Genomic DNA, 13,428 nt, shown 5'->3' with positions numbered 1-13,428 from the left:
AAATTGCTCTCGGGGGGATGTCCGGGAGGAGGCGTGATGAAACGCTGGAAGACGCCGTTGGCGCTCGCGCTGGCGGTTATGACCTTGGTGGCGTGCAGCGGTGAGCGGCCCACCGCCGAACCGGCCGGTGAGGCGCCGGCGGACTCGTCGTCGCCCAAGGCGGGCGGACGGCTGGTGTACGGGCTGAGCGCCGACGCGAACGGGCTCAACCCGGTGACCGACCAGTTCGCGGCACAGAGCTACAGCATGGTCACCACCATCGTCGAACCACTGGTGAGCGTGGACGCCGCCGGCGACTGGAAACCGTACCTGGCCGAATCGCTCACCCCCAACGACGCCTACGACGAATGGGCGATCAAGGTCAGGGAGGGCATCTCCTTCCACGACGGCATCGCGCTGACCGGCGACATCGTCAAGGCCAACCTGGAGGCGCAGAAGGCGTCACCGCTCAACACGGCCGTCTTCCAGCCGCTCGACTCGATCGAGCTCACCGACCCGATGACCGTCACGGTCAAGCTCAAGCAGCCCTGGGTCGCCTTCCCCTACTACCTGGCCGCCCAGGTCGGCATGATCGTGCCGCCCTCGTCGCTGACCGACCCCCGCACCGCCAGCCTCAAGCCGGTCGGCACCGGCCCGTTCGTGTTCAAGGAGTACGTCCCCGACAGCCGGATGGTGGTGACCAAGAACCCCCGCTACTGGCGCGAGGGCCTGCCGTACCTGGACGAGGTCGAGTTCCGCATCCTGCCCGACAGCCAGACCCGGGCCCAGACGCTGGAGGCCGGCGGCATCGACGCCATGGGCACCACCCGCGACGAGGACATCACCAAGTACGGCGGGCAGAAGGACGCCTTCGCCGTGTACCGGACGCAGGGCATGCCCGTGCCGGAGTACACGTTCATGCTCAACACCGCCGTCCCGCCGCTCGACGACGTCCGGGTGCGTCGCGCCCTCGCCCACGCCACCGACCGCGCCGCCGTCGTCTCGACCCTGCGCGGCGGGCTGACGGAGCCCGCCGACGGGCCATGGCCCAAGGACTCCAAGTGGTACGCCGACCAGGGCACCTATCCCGACTACGACCTGGCCAAGGCCACCGCCCTGGTGAAGGAGGTGGAGGCGGAGAAGGGCCCGATCAAGTTCGAGGTGATCTCCACCCCCGACCCCAACACCATGCAGGGCGTCGAACTGGCCCAGGACATGTGGCGCAAGGCCGGCATCGAGGTGACCATCAAGCAGGCCGACCAGCCCGACCTGATCAACCGCGCGGTCATCGGCAACTACCACGCCACCGTGTGGACCGCGTTCTCCTCCTCCGACCCCGACGGCGAGTACATCTGGCTGCACCAGGCCTACGCCCAGCCGGTCGGCAACGTCTCGCTCAACTTCACCCGGTTCAAGGACGAGCGGCTGAGCAAGGCGCTCGACGCCGGCCGGATGTCCCCCGACGAGGCCACCCGCAAGAAGGCGTACGCCACCGTCCAGGAACGGCTGCGCGACCAGGTGCCGTACGTCTTCCTCGACCACCTCACCACCGGCGCGATCATCACCAGGGCCAAGGTCCGCGGCATCGGCGAGCAGCTGCTGCCCGACGGGGAGAAGGGCCTGCCGCTGACCGGCTCGCCCATCCCGTACCACCCGTTCTCCCAGATCTGGGTCAGCAAGCAGTGATCCTCGCCGTCAACCGGCTCGTCCGGCTCCTGGTGGTGCTGCTCGTGGTGACGTTCCTGTCGTACGGGCTGCTCAACCTCCTGCCGGGTGACCCCGTCACGCAGATCCTCGGCATCTCGGCGACGGAGGAGGCCCGCACGCAGCTCCGCGCCGACATGGGGCTCGACCAGCCGCTGATGGTCCGCTACTCGGACTGGCTGGGCGGCCTGCTCACCGGCGACTGGGGCACCTCCTACATCTCCCGGGTGCCGGTCGCCGACGAGCTGATCGAGCGGCTGCCCGTCACGCTGGAGCTGCTCGTCGCCGCGCAGCTCGTGGCGCTCGGCCTGGCGATCCCGGTGGGCGTGGCCGCCGCCCGCCGGGCCGGCGGCGCCCTCGACCAGGCGCTCACCGCGCTGAGCTTCGCGCTGCTGTCGACGCCGGTGTTCGTGCTCGGCGTGCTGCTCATCCTGCTCTTCGCCGTCACCTGGCAGATCCTGCCCGCCACCGGATGGACGCCCATCTCGGTGGACCTGGGCTGGAACATCACCTCGGTGCTGCTGCCCGCCATCACGCTCGGCTGCGGGCAGCTCGCCGTCTACGCCCGGCTGCTGCGCGCCGACCTGATCGCGACCCTCCAGGAGGACTACATCACGCTGGCCAGGGCCCGCGGCCTGTCGCCGCGCCGCATCCTGTGGCGGCACGCGCTGCGGCCCTCCGCCATCTCGCTGATCACCGCCGTGGGCCTCAACCTCGGCGCCCTCATCGGCGGCACAGTGATCATCGAGACGCTCTTCGGGCTGCCCGGCATCGGGCGGCTCATCGTCGACTCCATCTTCTCCCGCGACTATCTGACCGTGCAGGGAGGCGTCGTGCTGATCTCTGTCGGCTACGTGCTGGTCAACTTCCTGGTCGACGTCGTGTACGCGGTCGTCGACCCGAGGATCCGTCGTGCGTAGGCGCCTCGGACCGGTCTTCTGGCTCGCGACCGGGTGGATCGGGCTGGTCGTGGCCGCCGCCGCGCTGGCCGACCTGCTGCCCCTCGCCGGCTACGACGAGACTCTGGTCGGCCCGCCCCGGTCCGGGCCCAGCGCCGAGCACCCGTTCGGCACCGACGGCCTCGGCCGCGACGTGCTCAGCCGCGTGGTGCACGGCGCCCGCGTCTCCCTCGGCGTCGGCATCGGCGCGGTGGTGCTCGGCCTCGGGCTCGGCGCCCCGCTCGGCATCCTGGCCGGGTACCGCAAGGGCATCGCCGACGCGGTGATCATGGCGGCCAACGACATCGCGCTGGCCTTCCCCTCGCTGGTGTTCGCGCTGGCCGTGGTGGCCTTCGCCGGGGCCAGCCTGCGCAACGTGCTCATCGTGCTCGGCGTGCTCGGCATCCCCGCCTGGGTCCGGCTGATCCGCGGCACCACGCTCGCCTTCGCCGAGCGGGAGTTCGTGCTCGCCGCCCGGGTACTCGGCGTACGCGACCGCCGCATCCTGTGGCGGGAGATCATGCCGAACGTGGCGGTCCCGGCCGCCTCCTACGCCTTCATCGGGATGGCCGTCGTCATCGTGGCCGAAGGCAGCCTGGCCTTCCTCGGCCTGTCGGTGCAGGCCCCCACCCCGACCTGGGGCGGGCTCATCAACGAGGGCCGCACGCTGATGGAGGACGCCCCGCACGTGGTGCTCGCGCCCTCGGTCGTCATGTTCCTCACCGTGCTCGCCTTCAACCTGGTCGGCGACCGGCTGCGGGCGCTGACCGACGTGCGGCAGAGCGGGCTGGAACCGGCCCGGCAGGCCGCGCCGCTGCCCGCGGGCCCCGCGCCCCGGCCCGTCACCGGCGCCCTGCTCCAGGTCGACGACCTGCGCACGCACATCCACACGCCGCGCGGCACCGTCAAGGCGGTCGACGGGGTGTCCTTCACGCTGGAACGCGGCAGGACCCTGGCCATCGTGGGCGAGTCCGGGTCCGGCAAGTCGATGCTGATCCGTACCATCCTCGGCCTGCTGCCCGCCACCGACGTGTCCCGGGGCGGGCACGTCCACCTGGAGGGCGACGACCTGACGGCGTTCACGCCCGAGCGGATGCGCCAGGTGCTCGGCCGCCGGCTCGGCACCGTCTTCCAGGACCCGATGACCGCGCTCAACCCGGTGCGCACCATCGGCGCCCAGGTGACCGAGCCGCTCCGGGTGCACCTCGGCATGAACCGCCGGCGGGCCCGCCAGGAGGCCGAACGGCTGCTCGCCTCCGTCGGCATCCCCGACCCGGCCCGGATGCTGCGCCGCTACCCGCACCAGCTCTCCGGCGGGATGCGCCAGCGGGTCACCATCGCCATGGCGCTGTCCTGCGGCCCCGACGTGCTCTTCGCCGACGAGCCCACCACCGCGCTCGACGTCACCATCCAGGACCAGGTGCTCCGCCTCATCCACCGGCTGCGCGAGGAGCGTGACATGGCGGTGGTGCTGGTCAGCCACGACCTGTCGGTGGTGCGGCAGTGGGCCGACGAGGTGATCGTCATGTACGCGGGCAAGGTCGTCGAGCACGGCCCCGCCGAACAGGTCTTCGCCCGGCCCCGGATGCCGTACACCGAGGCGCTGCTCCAGGCGGCGCCCCGGCTCACCGACCCGTCGCACCACCGGCTGCGGGTCATCCCCGGCCGCCCGCCGGACCTGTCCGACGTGCCGCCGGGCTGCCCGTTCCGGCCGCGCTGCGCGTACGCCCAGGACCGGTGCGCCGAGGAGGCTCCCCCGCTGCTCGCGGAGGCCGGCGACCACCACTACGCCTGCTGGTACCCGACCGGCACGGCACTCGACGACGCACCGGAAGGAGCCGGGACCCATGGCCGGTAGCGGGACGGCGCACCTGCGCCCGCGTGACGAAGTGCTGCTCCAGGTCGAGAATCTGTACGTGGAGTTCCCCGCCGGACGCGGCCGCACGGTCAGGGCGGTCTCCGGCGTGAGCTTCGACCTGGCCAGGGGCGAGACGCTGGGCATCGTCGGCGAGTCCGGGTGCGGCAAGTCGAGCACCGCCAAGGCGCTCGTCCAGCTCCCCCGCCCGCGCGCCGGGTCGGTGCGGCTGGACGGGCTCGACCTGACCACCCTGCGCGGCGAGGCGCTGCGCAGGGTCCGGCGGCGGGTACAGATGATCTTCCAGGACCCGATCTCGTCGCTGAACCCGCGCCGTCGCGTCCGGGAGATCGTCGAGGAGGGCCCGCTGGTCTGGGGGTCCGGCACCGGCAAGGTGGACGAGGTCCTGGAGGCCGTCGGCCTGGACCCGGCGACGGCCGCGGTCCGCCGGCCGCACGAGTTCTCCGGCGGGCAGTGCCAGCGCGTCTCCATCGCGCGGGCGCTCGTGCTGGAGCCCGAGGTGGTGATCTGCGACGAGCCGGTGTCGGCGCTGGACGTGTCGGTGCAGGCGCAGATCCTCGCCCTGCTGGAGGACCTCAAGGAGCGCTACCGGCTGACGCTGGTGTTCATCGCGCACGACCTGGCCGTGGTGAAGAACGTCAGCGACCGGATCATGGTGATGTACCTCGGCAAGACGTGCGAGCTGGCGCCCAGCGAGGAGCTCATCGCCCGCCCCGCCCACCCGTACACCAAGGCGCTGCTCGCCGCCATCCCCGGCAGCGGGCTCGACCTGCCCCCGGCGGACCGGCTCATCAGCGGCGAACCGCCCTCACCGGTCGACCCGCCGTCCGGCTGCCGCTTCCGTACCCGCTGCCCGCGCGCCGCCGAGAGGTGCACGCGCGAGGAACCCGAGATCCGCCCGGTGAACGGCGGCGACCACTACGTCGCCTGCCACTTCCCCGACCTCTAGGAGAACGCTCATGGCCATCGACTTCACCCTCGCCCCCGAGCACGAGGAGATCCGCAAGCGGGTACGCGCCTTCATCCAGGAGGTCGTGATCCCCGCGAGCGAGGAGCTGAGCGAGCGCGACCGGGACGCCTACCTGCGCGGCATCTTCGCCCTGCGGGAGCAGGCCAAGGCCGCCGGGCTGTGGCTGCCGCACATGCCGAAGGAGTGGGGCGGCATGGGGCTGGGCCACGTCGAGCTGGCGATGGTGCAGTCGGAGGCGGCCAAGACCCGGCTCGGGCCGTGGGTGCTCAACTGCCAGGCCCCCGACGAGGGCAACATGCACACGCTGCTGCACTGGGCGGACGACGAGCAGAAGGAGAAGTACCTCCGGCCCCTGCTGGAAGGCCGGGCGATGTCCTGCTTCGCCATGACCGAGCCCGAGGTCGCCGGCTCCGACCCCACCCTGATCCGCACCCGGGCCGTCAAGGACGGCGACGAATGGGTGATCAACGGGCACAAGTGGTTCATCTCCAACGCCCGCAGGGCGACCTTCGCCATCCTCATCGCCAGGACCGAGGACGACGTCCCCGAAGGCCACCGCGGCGCCAACACCGCCTTCCTCATCGACCTGCCGCAGCAGGGCTGGAACGACGTGCGCGAGGTCGAGACCATGCACGGCTCGACCGGCCACAGCGAGATCGTCATCGAGGACCTGCGCGTCGCCGACAGCCAGATACTCGGCGGGCGCGGCAACGGCCACCGCCTCGGCCAGTACCGTCTCGGCCCGGCCCGGCTCGCCCACTGCATGCGCTGGATCTCCCAGGCGGAGACCGCCCTGGACATGATGGTCGACCGGGCGCTCAACCGCTACAGCCACGGCTCCCTCCTGGCCGAGAAGCAGGGCGTCCAGTGGCTCATCGCCGACTCCGCGATGGAGCTGTACCAGTGCAAGCTGATGGTGCTGCACGCCGCCTACAAGATCGACCGCGGCGAGGACTTCCGCACCGAGGTCTCGATGGCCAAGCACTTCGTCGCCAACAGCCTCAACCGCATCATCGACCGCGCCATCCAGGTCCACGGCGCCCTCGGCTACTCCACCGACACGCCGCTGGCCCACATGTTCCAGCACGCCCGCTGGGCCCGCTTCGCCGACGGCGCCGACGAGATCCACCAGATGCGCATCGCCGAACGCACCATCGCCGCCTACCAGTCCACCGGCTCCACCACCTCAGCCACGGGCGACCTGCCTCTGTAGGCACCCCCCCATCCGCCCCCGGCTGGTGATCACACATTGGTCACCCAGGCATGGCTCCATCCCACCAGCGAACCGGCGCATCACCGAGTCTCCGCGGAAACATGTAGATATGCGCCTCCACACGCCGGTCTATCAGTGCGCCGTCATAAGGACGTCCGGCTGCTGAGAAAGCCGCCCGGATGAACTGCCTGACCTTGCTGTTTCCGGGGTGAACATGGCAGAAGTCGAACGAAATCTCCGGCTGGAAGAATACGTAGAAAACACCTGGGCGGGGTGTGTGCTTCGGGTGGTGCTCGTCATAGCATGGCGCGAACACCGATGTGAACATCCGCTGTCCACCGAACTCGAACTGCCAGTCTGGATGCGACAGATCCCCGTCCATGCAATTGACCCCAGAGACATCATATGCGGCCAGGCCCCGCATGAAGTCGCAAAACGCGCCTCGCACCGACGCGAAGGTCAGGGGAACCCTCCCATGGTGAATTTCGATGACTATGCCGTGGAGGCGTTCGGAGACCACACGTCCAACCAGCCGAGTTAACGCCTGAGCTGTTGACTCGAGGTTTTCCGGGAAGGGCCTCGTCGAGTCCCAAGGTGGGCAGTATGCCACTCTGGCACTCCGGGCGAACGGACAGAGAGTATTTTCGATCACCCAGGAGAAACCTGAATTCTGAGCATCGTCCATGGCCCGACCACCTGCAACCGACGGCCTATTTTTTCCAGTCTCCCATGGTCATCCGGTTTCGTCCATTGAGGTGCCAGGAATGTGGCTCAGCCGCCCAGATGTGCCGAAAGAGCTCACGCGCGCTCGGCGTGCGTAGTAACGAGAAGACGCTCTCACGCGTCTCTTTCAGCTTCTCTGCGATAGTCACACCGATAGCTGCCTTTTCGGCTAGCTCCAGGTCACAGTCGAGGTTGTCCGCATCCTTGACAATTTTCGCCTCCAGTGTCTCCTGCATCTCGTATTCCTCCCAAAGGCTGACGAGCTGCTTCTCCAGGGAGGTATCACGGGCGGAGTCGGCGAACGCCTCGTTCTCTCCGCGCTCCACATACATACGTGTCAAATAGTTGACATCGCCGGTTCGCGTCTCCGCCAAATCATGCAGCACCGCCATTTGCAGAACCTTGCCGACGTCGCCACCTTCGCGCTGCGCGATAATCATCGCCAGCCAGCCGACACGGAGGCTGTGTTCAGCAAGATTGGCGAAGTCCACGCCGCCGAACTGATGCCACGTCCGCACGACATGGCGCATGGTACCGATCTCGAAGAGAAATTCGACATCTCGTTCCCAGCTCATGGCTTCCCTTCCTGATTCGGCTCGTCGGGCTGCCTAGAAGTCTATCTGCTGAACACTTCAGCCGTCTCGGAAGGCAACACTTCAAGCAATGATCTTGTGTATGCCGCCGCAACCGCCGCCGCATGGCGATGCCATTGGTCATTTTTGACCGAATCACCATAATCAGAAACACCACGAACCACCATATAATAGTAGCCGAACTGCCATCCGGCCTCTGCGATACCTGATCCTTCCATTTCTATGGCCCGAAGATCGTACCGGTCACGAAGGAGATCTCTGAATTCGCGGTCCCGAAGCAGCGTGTTGGACGATCCGATACATCCCCGGAAAACTCGAGAACGGCCGCGTCTGCGCAGAACGTCCCGTGGGTGTTTCAGCACTTCTCCGTCGTCACCTAGCAATCTGTCACTGCTCGCTGGCGGCCGTCTGTAAGTCGGAAGCTTTCGTACCAGACTGTCGAGGTGCTCCTCCCAGGGAAACATGCCCTCCATGGCTTCCGCTTCCAGTTGGTTGAGCGCCCCGATCAGCCGGGCCGAGGGCGGAGGTGTGATGTCCCGACCCTCGAAGACCCCGTCAGTCCGGGATCCATGGTCGAACTGAACCACGCCCTTCCTGTCGGAGATGACGACATCCCCCAGTCGGACATGCTTCTCTGGGCGGGTCGGCCACGGTACCCCGCAGGCGATACCGACCAGGATCACCACCTGCACGCCGGGGAATGTCCGCAGAAGATTCGCCGTCGCCGACGAAGCACTGTTCGTACCCATGCGCCTGAGCTGGGTCAGAACGACGCGGTGGTTACCTCCGGCGGAAACTGCGCGGCGCCGAGGTATCTCTCCGAGTACATAGTCGTTGGGATCCCCGTCGACCTGCCGGGGAGCCACGGCCTCCAGGAGATTCTTCATCGCGACGTACTCCTCCGTGAGCGCGGTGACGATCCCGATGGCCGGCATGCCCGCCCTCCTCATGGACCCCGAGGTGCTCGTCATTATGGGGCGGCGCTCGTCGGCAGTCTTCCTAAGGAGCCCGATCAGAAATTTTGCGTTCTCCGCAGCTCTCGCTCCCATCCGCTCCCCCCTGCTCATCCATGCCGCGAGGTAGCGCCATTCAGGCGTCAGGCGCAGCCGGACCAGCTGGCTTGCGGATGCTGCGTCGAGGGGGTGCAACAGATCTAGGGCCACAAGAGATCTGGTTACCTGGTCGTACCTGAACGAGACGCGATCTGCCTGCATGGCGAAAGGGCTTCGCAGGTAGACCAGGCCGCCCACAAGCTTCGCGTCAAGTGGGCCCGTATAGCTTTCGACGTACGCGCCCTCGATGATGGGGTCAAGCAGGTAGCCGGGCATTTCCATCCGCTGTCGCCGCAGGAGGTCCACGACATGCGAGGTCACGAAAGCTCGGCCCTGCAGGCTGTCGGGGATCGAAGACCAGCGCTCCCCGAGACCACTCGGAAGGTCGAGAACCGCCCCTGGGTCGAGTTGCTTGCGGACGTCCTCTCCACCGAGGACCCCAAGCCACCTTTCGGTTATTGTGCGGGTCGAGCTGCCGACTCGCTGCCGGTAAGGCGGCAGGTGGAAAGCGTGTCGTTTTTTGTAGGCGAGATAGATTTCCCGCGGCGAGCTTCGATCGTACTGGTCCAGCTTCGACTCGCGATGCTCTTCGAGGCTGGGCTCCGCTGCGGAAATCCATAGGTAGCCGAGATCCACCAACTCCGCATGCTCACGCACGAGGTCACGTGCGAGCCCGCTTTCAAAGAAAGAGGAGGCAGGCAATATCAATTCGTCAGCGTATAGCACTGCGAGCCTCAGCGCCCGTCGCGCCTCCTGGCGAATAGCCTTGACACTTATTCGCCATTTCATTCGAGCACGAGTATAGTGATAATAGTCGAGGAAATGAATGTAGACCACCGCGGGCCGGGCGACCTCTTTCCCCGCCATGTTACCGTACATGTTCCGTAACGAGTGGTGCGGGACGGCGCACAAAATCCAGAATCAGTATTCGCTTGCCCGCCCGACCATAGAAGCTTAACGATTCGAGCGAGAAGGCAGGGCATGTCAGCATCGCGATCACTTCCTCGACGCGGGGAGCGAAGAAGTTATATGGCGTTCCTGTGAATTTATCCTGTTTCTGCAGGCACGAGATGCCCTTCACATACTGCTCCAAGAGATTAATCTCCTGATATTGAGCCGCCATCAGGTCTTCCAGGACGTCTGGAAGGACTATGACGAGGTCGCCACCGGCCGTCACACAGTCCGCAAGATTCTCCGCAACCTGCTTGGTGAATGGAAATTCCAGAAGGGAGAAGACCACGAAGGCGAGGTCAGCGCCGATGGCACTGGAAAGAGGCTCTCGAAAATCGGTCACGATCTCGCGAGCGCGAGCCGGCAATTCGACTCCCCTTACTGCATAGCGGACACAGTCAGGCTTGTCATCCAGGAGAATCCAATCGATAACCCAGTCTGCGAACGTTCTGGAGAGGATCCTGGAGATGTACCCGCTGCCACAACCTATGTCCAGGACAGTTCTAGGATTCCGATCACGAATCTTTCCCGCGAGATACGGCAGCACCAGCTCATTGCGGCGCTCGTCGGATTGACAACCGTCATCCCAACGGTCAATCCATTCTGTGGCTGCCATCTCAGCCCCTCACCTGAGGCCAGTGTGCGACAGAGAATACATCAAGTCCGTAACCGCCGGAAGACGCCTGAAGTCGTGAGCGTCGTTCCGATCCAAATCCTCGACCGAAACTGGAATTCTCGTAGAACCGCAACCGCCACCCGATGCCGATGATTCATCGGCTTCCTGCCAATCATCGCACCGATGAATCAGAGCCTGGCGGGAAGACGGCGCGTACGCAGCCGGCCGAGACGGCGGCCGTCACTCCTGGTTCCTCGTAATTCTTGATCCCGATGGACGGCATTCATGGCGAAAGGCGTGAACCGATATCGGGGTCGGCGTGGTGGTGACGGACGCCGGTGGGCGGATGCTGCTCGGGTGGCGGGCCAAGGATGGGGAGGAGCGGTCCCGGTGCCTGCCTCGGCGGCGCGGTCGAGGCCGGGGAGTCTTTCAAGGACGCCGCCATGCGGGGACTGCGCGAGGAGACCGGCATCGGGACGCCAGCACGCGCGCTGGGCCCGCTTCGCCGACGCGATCCATCGAATGCACATCGCCGAACGCACCATCGCCGCCTACCAGTCCACCGGCTCCACCACCTCCGCCACCGGCGGACTGCCCCTGCGAACCGCCCTTGTTCGCTCCGAGCGAGTTGACAGACACGTGCAGGAGCGGGTCTATCAGCCGCAGTTGCCCCGGGGTCGGCAGCGTCGTACGAAGCCGCCACCCCATCGGGCAGGCCCAGAGCCGTGCTTTCGTAGATCTCGGCCAGTACGACCAGCAGACGGGCGGACGGCGGCCGTTTAGGCCACCCTTCGTAGTCGTACAGCCGCGACTCGCGCAGAGCGGCCGTACCCGCCGGGTCGGCGTCGTTGATTATGGACACGACGGCGGCGGCGGTGCGGCCGTGCGCGAATCGATGGAGCCGCAACGGGCTCACGGGGTGAGTGAGGGCGAGGACATCCGCGATCTGATCCCAGGTGATCCCCTTCCCTCGCAAGGGGCCGCTTCCGGAGCAGGAGCAGGACCGGGCACGCCAGATCTTCGACGGGGTGTTCGCGGATCACGCAGGGGACGGCTGACCGGGTCACGGGGATTTGCGGGGGCGATGGTCGATGATGTGCTCACCGCCGCCCGGGTAGGACATGATGAGCAGCCGATAAGCGCCCTCTTCCTCCCCCTTCCAGGGCATCCGGCTCAGGTGGACGCGGATCCGGTAGTGGCCCTTGCCGTGGGCGGCGAGGTCGGGGAGCAGGGCGCTGCCCAGCCCGTCGTGCAGGACGATGCTGCCGTCCGGGCTGTGGTAGCCGACCTCGACGACGCGTGCCCAGCCCTTGGTCTCCATCGGCGGGCGCCGGTCGTACGTTTCGACGGTGACGCAGGAGCGGAGTGAGGTGCTGGCGAAGACGATGAGATGGCCGGGGGCCGAGGCGACCAGGTCGTCCTCCTGCGCGCGGTCCATCAGGTCGTCCTCGAAGGGGTCCGTCTCGGCTCCCTCTTCGTACGCCTGGAGGGGCAGTTCCGGCCAGATGGGACTTTTCACCACAGTCGCCTTCACCGGCTTGATCAGGGGGCGGTGGCGGGGGACCTTGGCGCATTTGCGCTGCTCCGCCGCCACCCAGGCCAGCAACTCGCGCTCCTCGGCCTCGGCCGCCGCCTTCAGCGTGGCGGCGGCGCGAGGGCAGATGCCCGCCAGGAGGGTCGGCAGGTCCGCCTGGTCGAGGCCGTCGCTTGCGCGGAGCCCTGCCGGCTCGCGCGGGTCTGCTCGGGTGTAGGCGCCGCACAGGCGGTGCCCGTAGACGATCAGCCTGTCGTCCGGCATGCCCTGCGCGAACGACGGTTTGCCTGACGTGCGCACCTCGCACACGAACGCCCGCTCACCGGTGAGCGGCGGCGCCGAGGCGTCCCACCGCCGGTCTTCCTCCGCCCGCTCGCAGGCTCGTGCCGTGGTGACGGGGCCGGGCGCGTGGTCCGAGACCGGGACGAGGACGAGCGCCGCGACCGTGACCGTACCGGCGAGCGCCGACCGCCACGGCCCGCGCGGGCCGGGCCCGCGTCCGGGTGCCGATTCCTCCGGCCGGCTCCCGAGTTCGTGCGCGGTGCGGGCGAGCCACACCAACCAGAACACATCGAGCGCCTGGCCACCGATCAAGTACCAGGAGAAGGCGGCAATGCTGTCCGGGACGTGGATGGAAGCGATCACGGGCAGGAAGAACTCCGCTGCCGACACCGCTCCCGACCACACCGTGGCCCGGCTCCACCGGCCGTCCCTCCCCTGGGCGGCCAGCGTCAGTGCCATCCAGACGAGCCACGGCAACCCGAACAGCTGGAGTGAGCCGACATCCACGAGCGAGACGACCGGACCGCACATCCCCGCCACCAGCGCGGCCGTCCGCACCACCGTGGAGGCCCGGTCGAGCACCCGGTAGAACAACACCACCAGAGCCAGCCACAGAGCTTTCTTCAGGAGGTCGACCCACCACGGAGAAGGCACGAACTCGAAGACCAGCGACGCGTACAGGACGACTCTCAGGAGACGAGCGTCTCTGGACAGTTCCGCCTTCCCCCTCATGGACCGCCCGCGCAGGATCTGCCACAACCCCCATCCCTGCAACACCCCCAGTGCCACCGTCGGCAGCACCCTCGCCCACCCGCCGAAGCCGGTGCCGAAGACGCCGGTGGCGAGCCAGAGGTGGCCGACGTCATCGGTGACCACGGCGACCGCCCCCGACACGACGACCGCGGCGACGAATCCCCCGGCCACCACGGCGGCGACCCGGCCGAACCTGTAGCGGCGCATCGGTCCGTTCCTCGCATCTCCGGGGGCATGGGGCGCC

The 13,428-nt window shown here is 67.4% G+C and carries 11 protein-coding genes; 6 read left to right on the top strand and 5 right to left on the bottom strand.

Going from position 1 to position 13,428, the window contains the following annotated elements; genetic code table 11:
* Positions 1–36: 36 nt before the first annotated feature.
* The 5 genes from ACQEUU_RS09915 to ACQEUU_RS09895 are packed head-to-tail and all read left to right on the top strand — an operon-like array spanning position 37 to position 6,680.
* Complete coding sequence (locus tag ACQEUU_RS09915; RefSeq protein ID WP_433063264.1) at positions 37–1,665, top strand: ABC transporter substrate-binding protein; 1,629 nt, start codon at positions 37–39, stop codon at positions 1,663–1,665.
* Positions 1,662–2,603: an ABC transporter permease gene (locus tag ACQEUU_RS09910; RefSeq protein ID WP_433063261.1), complete on the top strand. Its 942-nt coding sequence runs from the start codon at positions 1,662–1,664 to the stop codon at positions 2,601–2,603. The genes ACQEUU_RS09915 and ACQEUU_RS09910 overlap by 4 nt, the downstream gene beginning before the upstream one ends.
* A complete protein-coding gene (locus ACQEUU_RS09905; RefSeq protein WP_433063258.1) occupies positions 2,596–4,479 on the top strand; it encodes a dipeptide/oligopeptide/nickel ABC transporter permease/ATP-binding protein in 1,884 nt (627 codons plus the stop codon). Before ACQEUU_RS09910 ends, ACQEUU_RS09905 begins: the two co-directional genes overlap by 8 nt.
* The gene (locus ACQEUU_RS09900) at positions 4,469–5,446 is read left to right on the top strand and encodes an ABC transporter ATP-binding protein (RefSeq protein ID WP_433063256.1); all 978 of its coding nucleotides are present in this window, start codon (positions 4,469–4,471) and stop codon (positions 5,444–5,446) included. The genes ACQEUU_RS09905 and ACQEUU_RS09900 overlap by 11 nt, the downstream gene beginning before the upstream one ends.
* A gap of 10 nt (positions 5,447–5,456) precedes the next feature.
* On the top strand, positions 5,457–6,680 hold the full coding sequence (locus ACQEUU_RS09895; protein WP_433063254.1) for an acyl-CoA dehydrogenase family protein: 1,224 nt from the start codon (positions 5,457–5,459) through the stop codon (positions 6,678–6,680).
* Positions 6,681–6,720: 40 nt separating this feature from the next.
* On the opposite strand, the gene ACQEUU_RS09890 is transcribed toward ACQEUU_RS09895, so the two are convergent.
* From ACQEUU_RS09890 to ACQEUU_RS09875, 4 genes are read right to left on the bottom strand one after another with little or no spacing between them, the layout of a single operon-like run.
* Positions 6,721–7,365 carry a YqcI/YcgG family protein gene (locus ACQEUU_RS09890; RefSeq protein ID WP_433063251.1) on the bottom strand — a complete coding sequence of 215 codons (645 nt, stop codon included), beginning with the start codon at positions 7,363–7,365 and terminating at the stop codon, positions 6,721–6,723.
* Positions 7,366–7,390: 25 nt separating this feature from the next.
* Entirely contained in the window at positions 7,391–7,978 is a 588-nt protein-coding gene (locus ACQEUU_RS09885; RefSeq protein ID WP_433063249.1) for an HD domain-containing protein, read from the bottom strand.
* Positions 7,979–8,019: 41 nt separating this feature from the next.
* Entirely contained in the window at positions 8,020–9,915 is a 1,896-nt protein-coding gene (locus tag ACQEUU_RS09880) for a hypothetical protein (protein WP_433063246.1), read from the bottom strand.
* Between the two features lies 1 nt (position 9,916).
* Complete coding sequence (locus tag ACQEUU_RS09875; protein ID WP_433063244.1) at positions 9,917–10,615, bottom strand: class I SAM-dependent methyltransferase; 699 nt, start codon at positions 10,613–10,615, stop codon at positions 9,917–9,919.
* Between the two features lie 371 nt (positions 10,616–10,986).
* On the opposite strand from ACQEUU_RS09875, the gene ACQEUU_RS09870 reads away from it, so the two are divergent.
* Positions 10,987–11,247 carry an NUDIX domain-containing protein gene (locus tag ACQEUU_RS09870; protein ID WP_433063242.1) on the top strand — a complete coding sequence of 87 codons (261 nt, stop codon included), beginning with the start codon at positions 10,987–10,989 and terminating at the stop codon, positions 11,245–11,247.
* Positions 11,248–11,678: 431 nt separating this feature from the next.
* Here ACQEUU_RS09870 and ACQEUU_RS09865 read toward each other — a convergent pair whose 3' ends face one another.
* Entirely contained in the window at positions 11,679–13,391 is a 1,713-nt protein-coding gene (locus ACQEUU_RS09865) for a hypothetical protein (RefSeq protein ID WP_433063239.1), read from the bottom strand.
* Between the last annotated feature and the right edge of the window lie 37 nt (positions 13,392–13,428).

Source organism: Nonomuraea sp. CA-218870 (assembly GCF_050936535.1).
GTDB lineage: Bacteria > Actinomycetota > Actinomycetes > Streptosporangiales > Streptosporangiaceae > Nonomuraea > Nonomuraea corallina.
This window is presented reverse-complemented; position numbering and strand designations above follow the sequence as displayed.

Coding starts and splice junctions, on each gene's coding strand:
- ACQEUU_RS09915 (WP_433063264.1), top strand. CDS start 37: ATGAAACGCTGGAAGACGCCGTTGGCGCTCGCGCTGGCGGTTATGACC.
- ACQEUU_RS09890 (WP_433063251.1), bottom strand. CDS start 7,365: ATGGACGATGCTCAGAATTCAGGTTTCTCCTGGGTGATCGAAAATACT.
- ACQEUU_RS09865 (WP_433063239.1), bottom strand. CDS start 13,391: ATGCGCCGCTACAGGTTCGGCCGGGTCGCCGCCGTGGTGGCCGGGGGA.
- ACQEUU_RS09875 (WP_433063244.1), bottom strand. CDS start 10,615: ATGGCAGCCACAGAATGGATTGACCGTTGGGATGACGGTTGTCAATCC.
- ACQEUU_RS09880 (WP_433063246.1), bottom strand. CDS start 9,915: ATGGCGGGGAAAGAGGTCGCCCGGCCCGCGGTGGTCTACATTCATTTC.
- ACQEUU_RS09900 (WP_433063256.1), top strand. CDS start 4,469: ATGGCCGGTAGCGGGACGGCGCACCTGCGCCCGCGTGACGAAGTGCTG.
- ACQEUU_RS09895 (WP_433063254.1), top strand. CDS start 5,457: ATGGCCATCGACTTCACCCTCGCCCCCGAGCACGAGGAGATCCGCAAG.
- ACQEUU_RS09870 (WP_433063242.1), top strand. CDS start 10,987: ATGGGGAGGAGCGGTCCCGGTGCCTGCCTCGGCGGCGCGGTCGAGGCC.
- ACQEUU_RS09885 (WP_433063249.1), bottom strand. CDS start 7,978: ATGAGCTGGGAACGAGATGTCGAATTTCTCTTCGAGATCGGTACCATG.